15 protein-coding genes are annotated in these 18,869 nt (G+C 71.0%); 4 read left to right on the forward strand and 11 right to left on the reverse strand.

The features are described from left to right. Positions 1-54: 54 nt before the first annotated feature. Positions 55-975, forward strand: coding sequence for an SDR family oxidoreductase (locus OHO83_RS06100; protein WP_266678090.1), 921 nt, complete (start codon positions 55-57; stop codon positions 973-975). Between the two features lie 152 nt (positions 976-1,127). Then, positions 1,128-2,111 (forward strand): NAD(P)H-dependent flavin oxidoreductase, encoded by a 984-nt coding sequence (locus tag OHO83_RS06105; protein WP_266678089.1) that lies wholly within the window; start codon positions 1,128-1,130, stop codon positions 2,109-2,111. A 157-nt stretch (positions 2,112-2,268) separates the two neighbouring features. On the opposite strand, the gene OHO83_RS06110 is transcribed toward OHO83_RS06105, so the two are convergent. From OHO83_RS06110 to OHO83_RS06120, 3 genes are read right to left on the reverse strand one after another with little or no spacing between them, the layout of a single operon-like run. Then, on the reverse strand, positions 2,269-3,120 hold the full coding sequence (locus OHO83_RS06110) for an aldo/keto reductase (RefSeq protein WP_266678088.1): 852 nt from the start codon (positions 3,118-3,120) through the stop codon (positions 2,269-2,271). A 38-nt stretch (positions 3,121-3,158) separates the two neighbouring features. Further along, positions 3,159-4,187: a zinc-binding dehydrogenase gene (locus OHO83_RS06115; RefSeq protein ID WP_266678087.1), complete on the reverse strand. Its 1,029-nt coding sequence runs from the start codon at positions 4,185-4,187 to the stop codon at positions 3,159-3,161. Positions 4,188-4,236: 49 nt separating this feature from the next. Beyond that, on the reverse strand, positions 4,237-5,214 hold the full coding sequence (locus tag OHO83_RS06120; protein ID WP_266678086.1) for an aldo/keto reductase: 978 nt from the start codon (positions 5,212-5,214) through the stop codon (positions 4,237-4,239). A 219-nt stretch (positions 5,215-5,433) separates the two neighbouring features. Here OHO83_RS06120 and OHO83_RS06125 point away from each other — a divergent pair, with 219 nt between their 5' ends. After that, the gene (locus tag OHO83_RS06125) at positions 5,434-6,342 is read left to right on the forward strand and encodes a helix-turn-helix transcriptional regulator (protein ID WP_266678085.1); all 909 of its coding nucleotides are present in this window, start codon (positions 5,434-5,436) and stop codon (positions 6,340-6,342) included. Positions 6,343-6,485: 143 nt separating this feature from the next. On the opposite strand, the gene OHO83_RS06130 is transcribed toward OHO83_RS06125, so the two are convergent. The 8 genes from OHO83_RS06130 to OHO83_RS06165 form a co-directional block, all read right to left on the reverse strand. Beyond that, positions 6,486-7,343 (reverse strand): enoyl-CoA hydratase/isomerase family protein, encoded by an 858-nt coding sequence (locus OHO83_RS06130; protein WP_266678083.1) that lies wholly within the window; start codon positions 7,341-7,343, stop codon positions 6,486-6,488. Between the two features lie 60 nt (positions 7,344-7,403). Next, positions 7,404-8,162: a PIG-L deacetylase family protein gene (locus OHO83_RS06135; RefSeq protein ID WP_266678081.1), complete on the reverse strand. Its 759-nt coding sequence runs from the start codon at positions 8,160-8,162 to the stop codon at positions 7,404-7,406. Positions 8,163-8,248: 86 nt separating this feature from the next. Then, a complete protein-coding gene (locus OHO83_RS06140) occupies positions 8,249-9,553 on the reverse strand; it encodes an alpha/beta fold hydrolase (protein ID WP_266678079.1) in 1,305 nt (434 codons plus the stop codon). A 59-nt stretch (positions 9,554-9,612) separates the two neighbouring features. After that, the gene (locus OHO83_RS06145; protein WP_266678077.1) at positions 9,613-10,635 is read right to left on the reverse strand and encodes a LacI family DNA-binding transcriptional regulator; all 1,023 of its coding nucleotides are present in this window, start codon (positions 10,633-10,635) and stop codon (positions 9,613-9,615) included. A gap of 100 nt (positions 10,636-10,735) precedes the next feature. Continuing rightward, positions 10,736-11,818, reverse strand: coding sequence for a rhamnose ABC transporter substrate-binding protein (rhaS, locus tag OHO83_RS06150; RefSeq protein WP_266678075.1), 1,083 nt, complete (start codon positions 11,816-11,818; stop codon positions 10,736-10,738). A gap of 29 nt (positions 11,819-11,847) precedes the next feature. Then, entirely contained in the window at positions 11,848-12,837 is a 990-nt protein-coding gene (locus OHO83_RS06155) for an ABC transporter permease (protein WP_266678073.1), read from the reverse strand. Continuing rightward, the gene (locus OHO83_RS06160) at positions 12,830-13,888 is read right to left on the reverse strand and encodes an ABC transporter permease (RefSeq protein ID WP_266678071.1); all 1,059 of its coding nucleotides are present in this window, start codon (positions 13,886-13,888) and stop codon (positions 12,830-12,832) included. The genes OHO83_RS06155 and OHO83_RS06160 overlap by 8 nt, the downstream gene beginning before the upstream one ends. Positions 13,889-13,928: 40 nt before the next feature. Beyond that, a complete protein-coding gene (locus OHO83_RS06165; protein ID WP_266678069.1) occupies positions 13,929-15,425 on the reverse strand; it encodes a sugar ABC transporter ATP-binding protein in 1,497 nt (498 codons plus the stop codon). Between the two features lie 213 nt (positions 15,426-15,638). On the opposite strand from OHO83_RS06165, the gene OHO83_RS06170 reads away from it, so the two are divergent. After that, the gene (locus tag OHO83_RS06170; RefSeq protein ID WP_330278854.1) at positions 15,639-18,854 is read left to right on the forward strand and encodes an alpha-L-rhamnosidase; all 3,216 of its coding nucleotides are present in this window, start codon (positions 15,639-15,641) and stop codon (positions 18,852-18,854) included. Positions 18,855-18,869 lie beyond the last annotated feature (15 nt).

Here is an 18,869-nt window from a genome sequence, read left to right on the forward strand (position 1 = left end):
CGCCGGCCTGCCGCAGGCATGGAGCTTTCGGCGTCCACGCGGTATCGATACGGCATGACCGACTCGACCGGCCCCGCCCGCGCGACGACACCGCGGGGGCTGCCCGCCCCTCCCCCGGTCGGCACGACAGCGCTCCCTCCGGGAACGTACCGGGGAAGCCTGGTCCTGGTCACGGGTGGCGGGACGGGTCTCGGAAAGGCCGTCGCCGCCGAGTTCGCGCGGCTCGGCGCCGATGTGTTGATCGTGAGCCGCCGGGCCGCGCACCTGGAGCCCGCACTGGAGGAACTGTCGGGGGTGAGCCGCGACGGCGCCACGGTGACAGCCGCGGTCTGCGACATCAGGGACCCGGACCGCATCTCCGAGGTCTTCGACACGGCGGAGGCGGCGCACGGGCGCACCCCCGACGTACTCGTCAACAACGCGGCCGCCAACTTCCCCGTACCCGCCGAGGACATGAGCCCGAACGCGTGGCGCACCGTCGTCGACATCACCCTCAACGGCACCTTCTACATGACCCGCGAGTTCGGCCGCAGACACCTCGCGGCGGGCACGCCGGGCTCCGTGATCGCCGTAGGCGCCTCCTACGCATGGACGGGCGGCCCCGGCTTTGCCCACAGCGCGGCGGCCAAGGCGGGCGTGAAGAATCTGGTGGAGACGCTGGCCGTGGAGTGGAGCCCGTACGGGATCCAGGTCAACGGCCTCGTGCCGGGGCTCATGCCGCACGAGGACATGACGGGGGACATCCGCGAGGGCCTCGGACGGGGCGACGCCGACCACGGTGCCCGGCAGCCCGCCCTGCGTGTCGGCGCGCCCCGCGAGCTGGGCTGGGCCGCCACCTTCCTCGCCTCCCCCTACGCCCGCTTCATCAGCGGCCACACGCTCGTCGTGGACGGGGCGAACTGGCAACGGCGAGGACTGGTGAGCCCGCCTGTGGTGACCGTGCGGGAGCAGCTGGGGAGGGGGCCGTTCCAGTAAGGACCGTTCCAGTAAGGGCCGTTGTAGGCGGTTCCTCGCGAAAGGGGAAATCGGCCGGTGGCTCACCAATTCGCGTTGCGGGCGAAGCCCGCGGGCCGCCCGCCGCATTGCCGCTTGGTCGGGTTCACTGATTTCGCTAACGTAAGTCCGTTTTGCATACGAGATTCACCGAAATGTTCGGTATCAGTTACCCGGTGATGGCGGCTCCCATGAGCCTGCACAGCGGCGGGACACTGGCCGCCGCGGTGTCCGCCGCCGGCGGGCTCGGCTCCTTCGGGGGTACGCATCCCTGGAAGGGACCTGACTGGGTCCGCGCGCAGATCGCGACCATTCGCGCCACGACGGACCGACCGTTCGGGGTCGGCTTCATCACTCCGTTCCTCCCCTTCACCGAGCCGCATTTCGACGCCGCGCTGGAGGAGCGACCAGAGATCGTCGCGCTGTCGTTCGCCAACCCCCAGCCGTGGCTTGCTCGCGCCAAGGACGCGGGAGCCCGGGTGATGTGCCAGGTCCAGACCTACGATGACGCGGAGACGGCCGTCGCCGCGGGCACCGATGTCCTCGTGGCGCAGGGCACCGAGGCCGGTGGCCACACCGGGACGATGGGCCTGCTGCCGTTCCTGGCCGGGATCGTGAGGCGGTTTCCCGATGTACCGGTACTGGCCGCAGGGGGAATTGCCGACGGCCGAACACTCGCGGCGGTCCTCACCGCCGGTGCGGACGGCGCCTGGCTGGGCACGGCGTTTCTCGCCACGCCCGAGGCGGTCGAGGTACACGACGTCCACAAGCGCCTGATCGTCGAGAGCGATGACACAGACACCGTATGGACGCGGGCCTACGACATCGCGTCGGGGCTGCCCTGGCCGGCGACCATCGGCGCACGCGTCCGCCGCAACCGGTTCACCGATGAGTGGTCAGGACGTGAGGCAACGCTGCGGGACCGCAAAGAGGAGGTCGCGCCCGCGGAAGACCTCAACCCCTTCGAGGCCTCGCCCGATCCCGACACGAGCGAGATCCTCTACGGGCAGTCGGCGACCTTCGTCGACGCCGTCCGCCCCGCTGCGGACGTGGTCCGGACGATCAGTGACCAGGCCGAGGCGATCCTGGCCTCGCGGCCTCGATCCCTGCTGCGCTGACTGAGAACGGCGATGACGCCGGTCAGCAGTGCGGCGCGCAGGATCGTTCGGCGCTGGGCTGAAGTGCGGTCCTGCCGACTCGCGGCGGGGCCCTTCGCGCGGGAATCCGACGGCGGGAGGGGGAAACGGCCGGCCGCTCGCCCCTTCGGGGATGCGGTCAGGCTTCCAGGCGGCGCTTGGCGAGCCAGGTGACGATCTCGGGGTCGTGGTGGTCGAAGAACAGCGAGCTTCCGGTGTCGAGGGTGGCGATCTGGGCCACCTGCTCGTCGGTGAGCTGGAAGTCGAAGACGTCGATGTTCTCGGCCATGCGCTCGGCACGCACCGACTTGGGGATGGCGACCACGCCGCGCTGGGCCAGCCAGCGCAGCACGACCTGCGCGACCGACTTGCCGTACTCCTTGCCGATCTCGGCCAGGAGCGGGTGGGAGAACAGGTCGTTCCTGCCTTCGGCGAAGCCGCCCCAGGACTGGATCTGCACGCCGTGCTCACGCATCAGGGCCTGGTAGTCGGCGCGTTGGAAGAAGGGGTGGGTCTCGATCTGGTTGACCGCTGGGGTGATCTCGTTGTTGACGATCAGGTCGAGCAGCCGGTCGGGGTAGAAGTTGGCGACACCGATGGCCTTGGCCAGGCCCTCGCCGTTGAGCGCCTCCATGGCGCGCCACTGTCCGTAGACATCGCCGAAAGGCTGGTGCATCAGATACAGGTCGAGGTAGTCCAGGCCCAGCTTGTTCAGGGACGTCTCGAAGGCACGGCGGGCGTTGTCCCCGGCCGGGGCGTCCTGGACCCAGAGCTTGGTGGTGACGAACAGGTCCCCGCGGGCGATGCCGCTGGAACTGATGGCGTGGCCCACGGCTTCTTCGTTGCCGTAGGCCGCCGCGGTGTCCAGCAGGCGGTAGCCGGCGGCCAGCGCGTCGGACACGGCGCGCTCGGTGTCCTCGGCCGGTATCTGGTAGACGCCGAATCCGATGAGCGGCATCTCGACACCGTTGCTCAAGGTCACGTACTGCATGGGGGGAGGTTCCTTTGCTGAAGGTGGAGTGAACGGTGTCAGGGGGTGATGAGGGACTTGAGGACCTGACGGTCGGCCATCGCCCGGTAGGCGTCGGGCGTCTGCTCGAGGGCGAAGGTCTTGTCGAAGACGCGGCCGGGGGCGATGGTGCCGTCCAGGATGTCGGGCAGCAGCTGCTCGATGTAGGCGCGGGCGGGGCTGGCGCCGCCGGTCAGAGTGATGTTGCGCATGAAGGCAGCCGGTCCGATCGGCCCCTGCTCGTACTGCGGAACACCGAGCCGGCTGATGATGCCACCGTCCAGGACCGCGCCCAGGGCCGTGTCGAGGGCTCGTCGGGTTCCGACGGCCTCGATCACCTTGTGGACGCCGCCGGTCAGCTCGCGGATGCGGGCGATGCCCTCCTCACCGCGCTCGGCGACAACGTCGGTGGCGCCGAACTTCCGGCCCAGGTCGGTGCGCGCTTCATGTCGGCCGGCGAGGACGATCCGCTCGGCACCGAGACGCTTCGCGGCGATCACCGCGCACAGGCCGACCGCGCCGTCACCGACGACCAGCACCTCGTCCCCGCGGCCGATGCCGGCGGTGACCGCCCCGTGGTGGCCGGTGGTCATCACGTCCGACAGCGCCAGCAGGGACGGGAGCAGCGCGGAGTCGGCGGCCACCGGCAGCTTCACCAGCGTGCCGTCGGCGTACGGGACGCGGACGGCTTCGCCCTGCCCGCCGTCGACGCCGTCGAACCCGTACCGGCCTCCGTTGCGGCACGAGATGTGCAGGCCGTCGGCGCAGTAGTCACAGGTGTTGTCGCTGTACGTGAACGGGGCGACGACCAGGTCACCCGCGTTCAGCCCGGTCACGTCGACGCCGGTCTCCTCGACGACCCCGAGGAACTCGTGCCCCATGGGACGGCCGGTGTCGGTGGCGGGCATCGACTGGTAGGGCCACAGGTCGCTGCCGCACACGCACGAGGCCACTACGTGGACCACGGCGTCGGCCGGCTGGACGATCTTGGGGTCGGGCCGGTCCTCGACACGGACGTCGCCGGCTCCGTACATCACTGCTGCGCGCATGAGGGGTGTCACTCCAAACGGGGGGGGTGGGCTGTCGCGGCGGGGCAGATCAGCGTTCGAGCATCTGCGCCTGCGCCTCGGTGTGCGTGTCGCCTGCAGCAGGTGGCAAGCTGCTGAGCTTGTCGAGCTGCTCGCCGGTCAGCGTGATCGCGTCGGCGGCGGTGTTCTCCTCCACCCTGCTGACCCGCTTGGTGCCGGGGATCGGGGCGATGTCGTCGCCCTGGGCGAGCAGCCAGGCCAGGGCCACCTGCGCGGGCGTGACACCGACTTCGGCGGCCACGCCCTGCACCTCGTCGGCGATCGCCAGGTTGCGCTGGAAGTTCTCGCCGGTGAAGCGGGGGTTGTCGCGCCGGAAGTCGCCCTCGTCGAACTGGTCGGTGGCGCGGACCGTGCCCGTCAGGAAGCCGCGGCCGAGCGGCGAGAACGGCACCAGGCCGATGTTCAGCTCCCGCAGGACCGGCAGGATGCGCTCCTCGATCCCGCGCGTCCACAGGGAGTATTCCGACTGGACCGCGGTGATCGGCTGGACGGCGTGGGCGCGGCGGATCGTGTCAGGGCCGGCCTCCGAGAGGCCGAACGCGCGCACCTTGCCCTCGGCGATCAGCTCGCGGACAGCGCCGGCGGTCTCCTCGATCGGCGTGTTCGGATCCACCCGGTGCTGGTAGTACAGGTCGATGTGATCGGTGCCCAGCCGCTTCAGGGACCCCTCGACGGCAGTACGGACATTGGCCGGGCCGGAGTCGAGGTTCCATGGGCCGTCGCCGGCGTGGGAGACCAGGCCGAACTTCGTGGCCAGCACCACCTGGTCCCGGCGCCCCTTCAGCGCCCGGCCCAGCAGCTCCTCGTTGGTGTAGGGGCCGTAGATCTCGGCGGTGTCGATGAGCGTGACGCCCAGCTCCAGCGCCCGGTGCACCGTCCTGATCGACCCCGCCTCGTCGGTACCGGAACCGGTGTAGCCGTGGGACATCCCCATCGCACCGAGACCGATCCGGGAAACCTCCAGGTCACGCAGCTTGATGTAGCGCATTTCGCCCTCTCAGGTTCGTGGCGTCGCCCGGCACCCTCGCTCTCGCCCGTCCGGCCACGTCATGCCTGGGGTGGTTCCGGCGCTGTTCCGGGGTGTAGGCGTCTTGCTCCTTCACCTTGGCCTGGACTGCTCCGGTGTGGCAGGGCGGGTTCTTCAGGGGTAATGACAGGGCCCCCCTCCCGCCTGCGCGGCTGGCACTGAGCGGGTGAGACTGGAGTCATGGCATCCGAGAGCGCGCACAGCGAGGGCGCCGAGCTGGGTCGCTACCTGCGCGCCCGCCGCACCCAGACCAGCCCCGAACACGTCGGACTCACCGTCGGCGCCGGCATCCGTCGCACCCCCGGCCTGCGACGCGAGGAGCTGGCCACCCTCGCCGGCATCAGCATCGACTACTACGTACGCCTGGAACGCGGCAAGGAGACCCGCCCCAGCCCTGCCGTCCTCGACGCGCTCGCCCGCGCCCTGCACATGGACGACCAGGAACACCAGCACCTGCGCGAGCTCGCCGCCCGCGCCGCCCGCTACGTCTCCGAACCACCGCCCGCGCCCAGCCGCACGGTGCGCCCCCACCTCAAACTGCTGCTCGAATCGCTGCGCCCGAACCCGGCCTATGTCATCAGCCGCAGCATGGACATGCTCGCCTGGAACCCCGGCGGCCTCGCCCTCTACGCGGGCCTGGACGACTGGCCCGTCAAACAGCGCAACCTGGCCCGCTACCTCTTCCTGCACCCTGCGGCCCGCGACCTCTTCCCCGACTGGGACCGGCAGATCACCGCCTGCGTCGCCCGCCTGCGCGCCATCGCCGGAACTGCCCCGGACGCCCCCGACCTCACCAACCTCGTCGGCGAACTCCTCCTCAAGAGCCCCGACTTCGCGGGCCTGTGGGAGCGCTACGAAGTGACCGGACGCAAGCCGGCGCACAAGACGTTCCAGCATCCCCAAGTCGGGACGGTCACCCTGACCTCACAGTCCCTGCACGTGGAAGGCACCCCCGGTCAGCGCATCGGCGTCTACACCGCCGAACCCGGCAGCCCTGACCACGACGCTCTGCTCCTGCTCGACATGACCGCATCACGGCCGGCAGAACGTCCCGCTCCCGCCCCGAAAGCCACCGGTCAGCAGCCGTAGGCCACTACGGGCATGCGACAGAGCCCCGCATCGGTCGCCGAGCGAAAGGCCGGCTCAGCGGTCCCCGGGGCTCGGTGAGGGGGACGGTACGGCCAGCGCCTTGCCTGTGCCCTCGTACGAGGCGTCGCAGCGCACGGCAATCCCTACTTCCCCTCGAACCGCGGCTCGCGCCGCTCCGCCTTCGCCGTATACCCCTCCCGGATGTCCTGCGACGTGAGTGTGAGCGCCGCGCTCATCGCCACGCGGTCGAGCGCGGCCCCGAGGCCCGCGTCCGCGAACGCGTCGATGTCGCGCTTGACGGCCTGCACGGCGAGAGGCGCGTTCCCCGCGATCTCCGCGGCGAGCGAATGGGCGGACTCCTCCAACTCCCCCACACCGGTGACCTGTTGGATCAGGTTCAGCCGGTGCGCCGTCCCCGCGTCGATGCGGCGGCCCGTCAGCGCGAGGTACTTGGCCCAGCCCGCGCCCGCCTCCCGCGCGATCCGTAGATCGCCACCCGCGTCGACGGCGACCCCGAGCCGCGCCTCCGGCAGCGCGAACACCGCGTCGTCGGCCGCGATCCGCACATCGGCCATCAGCGCCAGCTCGAACCCGACACCGAGGCAGTAGCCCTGCACGGCCGCGACGACGGGCTGCGGCAGGCCGGCGAACGCGCGGAACCGTTCATGGACCCAGCGGATGCCCTCGTAGTAGTTGCGCGTCCGCTCGGACCCGGAGCGCCCGGTGATCCCGCCGCCGGGCGCCTTGATGTCGATGCCCGCACAGAAGGCCCGCCCCTCGGCCCGCAGCAGCACCACCCGGATCGTGTCGTCGAAGCGGATCCGGTCGGCGAGCAGGCCGAGTTGGCGGCTCGACTCCCAGCTCCAGGCGTTCAGCTTCTCCGGCCGGCACAGGGTGAGGACGCCGATGCCACCCTCCTCGACGTGCAGCCGGAGCCGCCGCGCCCCCTCGCCCCCGCCTTCACCGTCATCGGGAAGTTCGTTGCTCGTCGTGTCGATCATCCCGCCACCACCCCGACTTTCCTGACGCATCATCAGAAGGCGCAGGGTAGGTGACGGGCCCTACCGACTGAAGAGTTCGAACGGTACGGCCGGTGTGCCACCGAAGCGCTCCGCGGCGGCCTGGACGTTGCCGGTGAGGAACGAGCGGCAGTAGGTCTCGGGGTTCTCGTCCGTCAACGCCTCGATGTACGTGCGGTGTTCGAGCAGGGAGTGCACGGCCCGTTCGATTCCGGGCGTCGCGTCGACCGCGTGCGTGGGCGACGACGAGCCCGCGACGGCGACCCAGCGCACGCCGTTCCAGGGCGCGAGGCCCTGCTCGACGAGTTCGGGGAAGATCCAGCGGTTGCCGGCGTCCGCCGCCGCGTCGAGGGTGGCGCGCCCGACGGCGACATGGTCGGGGGTGTTCCAGGCGACGCCGCCCCATGTGTCACGGTGGTTGAGCGTGATGACGAGTTCGGGCCGGTGCCTGCGGATCGCGGCGGCGATGTCGCGGCGCAGCGCGGTCCCGTACTCGACGACGCCGTCCTTGTGGTCGAGGAACTCGACGGTGTCCACGCCGACGACGGCGGCGCTCGCGCGCTGCTCCCGCTCGCGCAGGGGTGCGCACTTGGCGGGTTCGAGGGTGTCGATGCCCGCCTCTCCTCGGGTGGCCAGGACGTAGGCGACCTCGCGTCCGCCGTCGGTCCAGCCGGCGATCGCCGCGGAGCATCCGTATTCGAGGTCGTCCGGGTGTGCCACGACGGCGAGGGCGCGCTGCCAGTCCTCGGGCATGGGCAGCAGCTCGTCGGGGGCGGCGGTCTGGATCTTCGGCTCGGTCATGGCCGCACCCTAATGCGGCGTCGTCCGCGATGCGGGGGTGTTCGCGGGACGGGGAAGGCCGTCTCGCCTCCCCCGCCCCTGCCCTCTCAGACGTCTCCGCGCAGCATCGCGAGCAGCCGGTCGAGGACGCGCGGCGCTCCGGCCCGCAGACCGTCGTGCTCGAACTCGTCGGTGACCCATGTGCGCAGTCCCTTGACGGCGCGGGCCGTGCGCAGGGCGTGGGCCGTGTCGACGTACATGTCGTCGTGGTAGACGGCGGCGACGGCCGGCACCTCGTTGGCGGCCAGGCGCGCGGGGTCGTAGAGCGTGGCCCAGTCGGTGCGGGCGGCGAGGAGTTCGGCGGTCTCGCGCAGGGGGCGCAGGGCCGGGTCGCAGTCGAACATCCAGGGGTGCACGGACTCGCCCGTGAAGAGCAGGGGCCCGTCACCGGCGAGGGTCTTCGCGGCGTCGAACTGGGGGAACTCGCCGCGTACACGCTCGGCCGACCAGTTCGTGGGCCGGGCGTCCTGCCCGTAGATGGCCTCGTGCACGAGCGCGTACAGCGGGTGTCCGGCGTAGGAGAGCGTGGCCTGTACGTCCTCCTGGAACGCGTCGGACAGTTCGACGCCGGCGGGCGTGCGGACGAAGGCGTCCTCGAGGAGGTAGTGCAGGCGGTCGCTGCCGCCGGTCCCGCCGAGCAGGATGCCCAGGGACTGGAACGCCTCGACGGTCAGCCGGTAGCCGCCGTTCAGTACGGGCTCGTGCTCGGCGAGGTACTCGGCGATGCGGCGGGCGCGCTCGACGTCCTGCGGGTAGCGCGCGTAGTGCGCGGCGACCTTGCGTTCGATGCGCGGGTACGCGGCGCGGTAGACGTCGTCCGCGTGGCCGTCGAGCGTGGGCAGGCCGCCGGTGATGACAGCGGCGGTGAGGCCCTCGGGGGCCGTCGACAGGTAGTGGGTCACGCAGAAGCCGCCGAAGCTCTGGCCGAGAACGGTCCACGGGGCGCCGCCGGTCACCTCGCCGCGGATCGCCTCGCAGTCGCGGACGATCGAGTCGGCGCGGAAGTGCGCGAGGTAGTCGGCCTGTTCGCGCGGGCCGCCGCGCAGCGGGAGCGTCTGCCGGTTGGCCGGGGTGGAGCTGCCCGTGCCGCGCTGGTCGAGGAGGAGCACCCGGTGGTCCTGGAGAGCCCGGCCGAGCCAGGCCTGCTTGCCGGAGAACCGGTTGGCGCCGAATCCGGGGCCGCCCTGGAGGTAGAGGAGCCACGGGAGGTTGGCGTGTTCTTTCCCGATGGCCACCGCCTCGCGGGCGAACAGCTCGATGCTCTCGCCCTCGGGGTGATCGTGGTCGAGCGGCACTGAGAAGCGGCGGTCGGTGAGGACGACACCGGGCTGGAGGTATGTGGCGGTCGTCAAGGGGGCTCCTGGGCGGCGTTCGGAATACGGTGTGCGGTGTCCGCTCAGTTCAGCACATGTCAGCGCGAGCCCAGACTCGACCCCCGTACGACCAGCTCGGGCTGGAGGACGACCCTGCGGTGGCGGTGGGGTTCGCCGCTCGCGGGTTCCGTCTCCTCCAGGAGGAGTTCGGCGGCCATCGCTCCCATGGTGACGGCGGGCTGGCGCACCGAGGTCAGGGGCACGGTGGCGGCCGACGCGAACTCGATGTCGTCGTAGCCGACGATCGCGATGTCCTCGGGGACCCGTACACCGGCCGCGTACATCGCCTGGAGGACGCCGAGGGCGAGCAGGTCGTTGGCGCAGAACGCGGCGGTGGGGCGGTCGGCGAGGCCGAGCAGGCGGGCCCCGGCGTCGCGTCCCGCCGCGACGTCGAGCCGCTCCGTGGGCAGTTCGCGCAGCGCTCCGGCCGGGAGGCCCGCCTCCGCCAGGGCCTGGAGGGCGCCGGTGCGGCGGTCCTTGACCTGGTTGAGCGCGGGCGGTCCGCTGACGTAGGCGATGCTGCGGTGTCCGGCGTCGACGAGGTGGCGAACGGCGAGCGCGCCGCCGGTGACGTCGTCCACGGACACGGAGCACTCCGAGGTGCCCTCGGCAACGCGGTCGACAAGCACGAACGGGATGCCGTGCCGGCGGAAGCTCTCGATGTTGCGGCCGCTCGCGTCGGCCGGGGTGAGAAGCACGCCCCGCACGCGCTGCTCGGCGAACAGGGAGAGGTACTCCGCCTCCTCGGAGGGGTTCTGCGCGCTGTTGCACACCATGACGCCGAGCCCGGCCTCGCGCGCGGCACGTTCGGCGCCGCGCGCGACGTCCACGAAGAACGGGTTGCCCATGTCGAGGACGAGCAGCCCCATGATGCGGCTGCGGCCGGCGCGCAGCTGGCGCGCCGACTCGCTGCGTACGTAGCCGAGCCGGTCGATGGCGGACAGCACCCGGGCCCTGGTGTCGGAGGCGACGGAGTCCGGGCGGTTGATGACGTTGGAGACCGTGCCGACGGAGACTCCGGCGGCGCGGGCGACGTCCTTGATACCCACCGACTGGGCCATCGGGCGGGGACCTCCATGGGGCGATGAGCGACGGGAATGGTTCAGATTACCCGTGAATGCGCTGGTGGCTGTGGGACGGGGGACGCGCAGGACGGCGGCCTCAGAAGTGGTAGTCGTCGATGTTCTTCCGGTCGAAGACGGTCGGCTTGCCGAGGTCGATCACACCGTCCTTGCCGATGGTGAAGGTGCCCATGGCGCCGGCCTTGAAGGTCTCGCCCTCCTTGCCGGTGATCTGCCCGGACGACAGCGCGACGGCGGTGCGGGCGGCGAGCTCGCCGAGCTTGGCCGGGTCCCACAGCTCGAAGCCCTCGACGGTGCCGTTCTTGACGTACTTGCGCATGTCGTTGGGGGTGCCGAGGCCGGTCAGGGCGACCTTGCCCTTGTACTTGGAGCCCGACAGGTACTGGGCGGCGGCCTTGATGCCGACGGTGGTCGGGGAGATGATCCCGGCGAGCTCGGGGTGTTCCTGGAGGAGGCCCTGGGTCTGCTGGAAGGACTGCTGGGCGTCGTCGTTGCCGTACGCGACCTTCACCAGCTTCATGTCCTTGTACTTGGGCTTCTTCAGCTCGTCCTTCATGAAGTCGATCCAGGTGTTCTGGTTCGTCGCGGTCTGCGCGGCGGACAGGATCGCGATCTCGCCCTTGTAGCCAATCTGTTCGCCCAGGAGCTGGACCTGGGTGCGGCCGAGCGCCTCGGCACTGGCCTGCGAGACGAAGGCGTTGCGGCACTCGGGCTTGGTGTCCGAGTCGTACGTGACGACCTTGATGCCGTTCTTCATGGCCTGCTTGAGGGCGGTGCACAGGGCGCCGGGGTCCTGTGCGGAGACGGCCATCGCGTCGACCTGCTGCTGGGTGAGCGTGTTGACGTAACTGACCTGTCCGCTGGTGTCGGTGGCGCTGTTGGGGCCGGTCTCCTTGTACGTCGAGCCGAGCTCGGTGACGGCCTTCTCGCCGCCCTTGTCGGCGGTGGTGAAGTACGGGTTGTTGACCTGCTTGGGCAGGAAGGCGACCTTCAGTCCCTTCTTGGTCGCGGCTCCCGGGTCGGCCTTGGCGTGGGAGGAGGTGCCGGCGTCGTCGTCCTTGGCCGAGTCCTTGGTGGTGCCGCCGCAGGCGGTGGCGGCGAGCGCGAGGGAGGTGACGGCGGCGAGCGCCAGGCAGGCTCGGCGGAGTGCGAGTGCGGACATCGTGGGCCCCTTTCGGGCGGTACGTGAGGTCAGTGCGAGGGGATGGTGGCCTGGCGGCCCGCTCGGGCGGTCGCGATCTGCCGGGCGACGCGGGGTCCGAGCACGGAGACGACCAGCAGGACGCCGGTGACGACGATCTGCGACTGGGCGGAGACGTTCAGCAGGCTCATCGCGTTCTGGAGGGCGCCGAGCAGGAACACTCCGGCGATCGCGCCGCCGAGCGTGCCCCTGCCGCCGTCGAAGTCGATGCCGCCGAGCAGCACGGCGGCGACGACGGAGAGTTCGAGCCCGGTGGCGTTGTCGTAGCGGGCGCTGGCGTAGTGCAGGGCCCAGAAAACGCCGGTCAGGGAGGCCATGAGGCCGGTGGCGACGAACAGCCACAGCTTGTGCCGCCGGACCCGGATCCCGGCGAAGCGCGCCGCCTCCTCGTTGGCGCCGATCGCGAAGAGGGAGCGTCCGAACGGCGTCGCGTGCAGGATGACGACCGCGATCGCGAGCAGCGCGAGGAAGGGCAGGAACGCGTACGGCAGGAAGGTGTGGCCGATGCGTCCCGCCGCGAAGTCCAGGTACTGCGAGGGGAAGTCGGTGACCGCGTCCGAGCCGAGGATGATCTGGGCGATGCCGCGGTAGGCGGCCATGGTGCCGATCGTGACGGCGAGGGACGGCAGGCCGAGGCGGGTCACCAGGAGGCCGTTGACGAGCCCGCAGACCACTCCGAGGACGAGGCACAGCGGGATGATCGTCTCGATGGCCATGCCCGCGTTCCACAGGGAGCCCATCACGGCCCCGGACAGTCCGGCCGTCGAGGCGACGGAGAGGTCGATCTCGCCGGCGACCACCAGGAGGGTCATCGGGAGCGCGATCAGTGCGATGGGCAGGGTGTTGCCGAGCAGGAACGACAGGTTGAGCGCGTTGCCGAAGCCGTCGACGAACGAGAACGACGCCAGGAGGAGCACGACCAGGAGGGCGCTCACCACGGTGTCCCACCGGACGGCGCGGGCGAGGGGGAGATCAGCCATGGCGGCCATTCCTTCTGTTGAATGCAGCCCTCTTCTTGAGTGCCTCGGCGACGCGCAGGGCGACGACCCGGTCGACGGCGATGGCGAGGACCAGCAGGACGCCGTTGATCGCGAGCACCCACACCGAGCTGACGCCCAGGGCGGGCAGCACGCTGTTGATGGACGTCAGCAGGAGGGCGCCGAGCGCGGCGCCGTAGACGCTGCCGGAGCCGCCGGTGAAGGCGACGCCGCCGACCACGACGGCGCTGACGACGGTGAGTTCGTAGCCGTTGCCGGTGGCGGAGTCGACGTTGCCGAAGCGGGCCAGGTACAGGGCTCCGGCGAGCCCGGCGAGTGCTCCGCACGCGGTGTACGCGGCGAGGATCCGCCGGCGCACGGGGATGCCGGCGAGTCGCGCGGCCTCCGGGTTGGAGCCGAGCGCATACAGCTCGCGCCCGCCGCCGAAGTGACGCAGGTAGTACGCCACCGCGACCAGGACGGCGAGGGCGATCAGCGCGAGATACGGCACCGCGGAGATGCCGCCGGAGCCGAAGTCGACGTATCCGCCCGGCAGATCGGACGCGGTGATCTGCCGCGAGCCGACCCAGATCGAGTCGATGCCGCGGATGACGTAGAGCGTGCCGAGGGTGACGACGAGGGCCGGTACCTGGCCGAGGCTGACGAGGGCGCCGTTGAGGAGCCCGCAGCCGACGCCGAGGGCGACGGCGAGCACGATCGCGACGACGGAGTTGCCGCCGCCGTGGAGGAAGTCACCGGCCGCGAAGGCGGTGATGCCGAGCGTCGAGCCGACGGACAGGTCGACGTTGCGCGTGATCACGACCAGCGCCTGCCCGGTGGCGACGAGGACGAGGATGGTGGCGTTGAGGAGCAGGTCCTTGATGCCCTGCTCCGAGAGGAACTCGGTGTTGCCGGCCTGGGTGACGCCGATCATCACCAGGAAGACCAGCAGGATGGCGAGTTCACGCATCTTGAACACACGGTCGACGAGCCGGGTACCGCCGGCCTTGTCCGGGTCGACTGCGGGCGCGGGCGGCTGCGCGGTGACGGTCATGGGGTCCTCCTTCCGGGGTTCGCTTCGCTCGGGCCGCGCATCACGCCGCCCTCCCTGTCGCCGCCGCCATCACGGACTCCTCCGTCGCCTCGGTGCGCGGGATCTCCGCCGTGAGACGGCCCTCGTGCATGACGAGTACGCGATCCGCCATGCCGAGGATCTCCGGCAGGTCGGACGAGATCATCAGCACCGCGACGCCGTCCGCGGCGAGTGCGGACAGCAGCCGGTGCACCTCGGCCTTGGTGCCGACGTCGATGCCGCGCGTCGGCTCGTCGACGATCAGCACGCGGGGGCCGGTGGCGAGCCACTTCGCGAGGACGACCTTCTGCTGGTTGCCGCCGGACAGGGTGCCGACCGCGTCGGCGATCCGCGCGTACTTGACCTGGAGTTTCACGGCCCAGTCCAGTGAGCGGCTGCGCTCGGCCCCGCGGTCCATGAGCCCGGCCCGCGCGGTCGTGCGCAGCCCCGTGAGCCCGATGTTGCGTTCGATCGACATGCCCATCACGAGTCCCTGGGCGCGCCGGTCCTCGGGCACGAGGGCGAGTCCGGCGGCCATGGCGATGCTGGGGGCGCCGTTGGCGAGCGCGCGGCCGTCGACCTCGACGGTGCCCGCGTCCCGGCGGTCGATGCCGAAGACCGCACGGGCGACCTCGCTGCGACCGGCCCCGACGAGCCCCGCGAGGCCGACGATCTCGCCGCGCCGCACGTCGAACGACACGTCGGTGAAGACGCCTTCGCGGGTCAGCCGGCGCACGCTCAGGGCGACCGCGCCGATGTCGGTGGTCTGCTTGGGGTAGAGCTCGTCGAGGTCGCGGCCGACCATGCGGCGTACGAGGTCGTCCTCCGTGAGGCCATCGACGGATTCGCTCGCGATCAGGGCGCCGTCGCGCAGGGTCGTGACGCGCTGGCAGAGCCCGAAGATCTCCTCCAGACGGTGGGAGATGAAGAGGATGGCGGAGCCCTGCTCGCGCAGGGTGCGCACCACGGCGAAGAGGCGGGCCACTTCGCTGCCGGTGAGCGCGGCGGTCGGCTCGTCCATGATCAGGACCCGGGCGTCGAAGGAGAGGGCCTTGGCGATCTCCACGATCTGCTGGTCGGCGATGGACAGGCCGCGCGCGGGCTGCTCGGGGGCGAGGTCGACGCCGAGGCGCGCGAAGAGCGCGGCGGCGGCGGCGTTGACAGCCTTGTGGTCGATCCGGCCGAGGGAGCGGCGGGGCTGGCGCCCCATGAAGATGTTCTCGGCGACGGAGAGGTCCGGAAAGAGCGTGGGCTCCTGGTAGATGACCGCGATCCCGGCGTCGCGGGCGTCGGCGGGTCCGTGCAGGGTGACGGGCTCGCCGTCGATGAGCACGGTGCCGGCGTCGGGCCGGTGGACCCCGGCGAGCGTCTTGATGAGGGTGGACTTCCCCGCGCCGTTCTCTCCGGCGAGGGCGTGCGCCTCTCCGGCGTGGAGCTGCAGGGACACGCCGTGGAGGGCGCGCACGGCACCGAAGGACTTGTCGAGTCCCTCTACGGCCAGGACGGGGGGCTCTCTCATGGGAATGGCACCGATCGGGTCTGAAGAGCTGACTATGAAAGGTTTCAAACGGATTGCACGGAAGCTAGTCCCGCACCAACTGCGGCGTCAATGGTGGGGACTTGGAAATCTCTCAACCCTTTGTAGCGCTGCAGCAAACCCTTGACAGGCCACTTTCGTCACTTTAGCTTCCCATGCTGAAACGATTCATAGCCGAGTCGTATGGAGCCGAGTGTGATCAGCAGAAGACGACTGCTCAGCACGACCGCGACGGCCGCCCTGGGGACGGCCATCGCCTCCGCCGCACCGGGAGCCGCGCAGGCGGCGCCCGCCTCGGGTGCCGCCGCAGGAGCTCGGGCCACGAAGGCCGTGCGCGTGAGCGCACCCACCGTCGAGTACGTGAGCCAGGCGCTCGGCCTCGACGTGCCGCATCCCAGGCTGAGTTGGCCCCTGGAGTCGGACGAACCGGGGCGGGCCCAGAGCGCCTATCAAATACGTGTCGCCACGACTGCGAGCCGCCTGAACGACCCCGATGTGTGGGACAGCGGCAAGGTCGCGTCCCCCGAGTCCACCCTCGTCCCCTACGCGGGCCCCGCCCTGGCCGCGCGTACCCGCTACTACTGGTCGGTCCGGGTCTGGGACACCGCGGGCCGAGCCTCGGAGTGGAGCGAGCCGTCCTGGTGGGAGACCGGTCTGACCGCCGCGTCCGACTGGTCCGCCCGGTGGATCGGCGCGCCCGCGGCGCTGATCGGGGCGCCCGCGCTCGACGACGCCTCCTGGATCTGGTTCCCCGAGGGCGACCCGTCCGCCGGCGCCCCGGCGGGAACCCGCTACTTCCGCGGCCTTGCCGACATACCGGAAGGTCTGACCCGGGCCCGCCTGGTGATGACCGCCGACGACGGCTACACCGCCTACGTGAACGGCACCGAGGTGGCGCACGCCGACCCGGACGGCCCGGCCGAGAACTGGCGCCGCCCGGCCGTCGTCGACGTGACCGCCCAGCTCCGCGCCGGTGCGGCCACGTTGGCCGTCTCCGCCGTCAACGCCACGGACAGCCCCGCCGGCCTGCTCGGCCTCCTGGAGCTGACGACGGCCGACGGCGTGAAGACCTTCGTCACCGGCGCCGACTGGAAGGCCGCCGACCAGGAGCCCGCCGGCGACTGGAAGTCGGCCGGGTTCGACGACACTTCGTGGAAGGCCGCGAAGCCCCTCGCGAAGTGGGGCTCGGGCCCTTGGGGCAAGGTCACACCATCCCACTCCCCCGCCGCCCAGCTGCGCCACGAGTTCCGGCTCAAGGGCCGGTCGGTCGCGCGGGCGCGCCTCTACGCGTCGGCCCTCGGCCTGTACGAGGCCCACATCAACGGCGAGCGGGTCGGCCAGGACCGGCTCGCGCCGGGCTGGACGGACTACCGCAAGCGCGTCCAGTACCAGACGTACGACGTGACCGGGCTGGTGAAGTCCGGGGCCAACGCGCTCGGGGCGACGGTCGCCGCGGGCTGGTACGCCGGGAACATCGCCTGGTTCGGCCCGCATCAGTACGGCGAACGGCCCGCGTTCCTGGCCCAGTTGGAGGTCACGTACACCGACGGATCGACCGAGCGGGTGCTGTCCGGCACCGACTGGCGCGCCACGACCGGGCCCGTCACCGAGGCCGACCTGATGGCGGGCGAGGAGTACGACGCACGCCTGGAGACCGAGGGCTGGACGCGCGCCGGGTTCGACGACTCCGCCTGGGTCGCGGCCACCGCCGTCGACAAGGTGAGCGCCGCCCTGGTGGCCGAGGCGGGCGGGCCCACCCGCCTCGAACGCGAGCTGCCCGCACGGAAGATGACCGAGCCGAAGCCCGGCGTGTTCGTCTACGACCTCGGTCAGAACATGGTCGGGGCGGTCCGCCTCACCGTCGCCGGGAAGGCCGGCACCACCGTACGGCTGCGGCACGCCGAGGTCCTCAACCCGGACGGCACGATCTACACCGCCAACCTCCGGACGGCGAAGGCCACCGACACGTACACCCTCAAGGGCGGCGGCAAGGAGACGTACGAGCCGCGCTTCACCTTCCACGGCTTCCGCTACGTCGAGGTGACCGGCTACCCCGGCAAGCCGCCGCTCGACGCCGTCGTGGGGCGGGTCATCCATACGGCGGCACCCTTCACCATGGACTTCTCGACGAACGTGCCGATGCTCAACCAGCTGCACCAGAACATCACTTGGGGGCAGCGCGGCAACTTCGTCTCGATCCCCACCGACACCCCGGCGCGCGACGAGCGGCTCGGCTGGACCGGTGACATCAACGTCTTCGCGCCGACGGCCGCCTACAACATGGAGTCGGCCCGCTTCCTCACCAAGTGGCTGGGCGACCTGCGCGACGGCCAGAGCGACGAGGGCGCGTTCACGAACGTGGCCCCCGACATGCCCGGCGTCGGGAACGGCGTCGCGGGCTGGGGCGACGCGGGCGTGACCGTCCCGTGGGCGCTGTACCAGGCGTACGGCGACACGCGCGTCCTCGAGGAGTCGTGGCCGTCGATGCTGAAGTGGCTCGACTACCTGGAGAAGCACAGCAGCGGATTCCTGCGCCCGGCCGAAGGCTTCGGGGACTGGCTCAACCTCCAGGACGAGACGCCCAAGGACGTCATCGGGACGGCCTGCTTCGCCCACGCCGCCGACCTCGTCGCACGGGCGGCGAAGGCGCTGGGCAAGGACCCGGCGCCGTACACGTCCCTGTTCGGCAGTGTGCGCGACGCGTTCCGCGCGGCGTACGTCTCGGACGGCGGCAAGGTGAAGGGCGACACGCAGACCGCGTACGTGCTCGCCCTGTCGATGGACCTGCTCGCGGAGAGCGACCGCGGCCCTGCCGCCGACCGTCTCGTCGCTCTCGTCAAGGCCAAGGACTGGCACCTGTCGACGGGGTTCCTCGGCACGCCGCGCCTGCTGCCGGTCCTCACCGCGGCCGGACACACCGACGTCGCCTACCGGCTGCTCGTCCAGCGGTCCTTCCCCAGCTGGGGCTACCAGATCGACAAGGGCGCGACGACGATGTGGGAGCGCTGGGACTCCATCAAGCCGGACGGCAGCTTCCAGGACGCCGGGATGAACTCGTTCAACCACTACGCGTACGGCTCGGTCGGCGAGTGGATGTACGCGAACATCGCCGGTATCGCGCCGGCCGAGCCGGGCTTCCGCAAGATCCTCGTGCGGCCACGGCCCGGGGGCGGGATCACGCGGGCGGAGGGGCGCTACGACTCCGTCCAGGGGCCGATCAGCACCAAGTGGTCGGTGGACTCGGGCGGCTTCCGGCTCACCCTCACCGTGCCGGCCAACACGACCGCCGAGGTGTGGATCCCCGCGTCCGACGTGGCCCAAGTGACCCACGGGACCGCGAAGTTCCTCCGCATGGACGACGGCTGCGCCGTCTTCGCCGCGGCGTCCGGCACCCACCGCTTCTCCGACTGACGGACCACGAGGCCG

The organism is Streptomyces sp. NBC_00569, from assembly GCF_036345255.1.
Classification (GTDB): Bacteria; Actinomycetota; Actinomycetes; order Streptomycetales; family Streptomycetaceae; genus Streptomyces.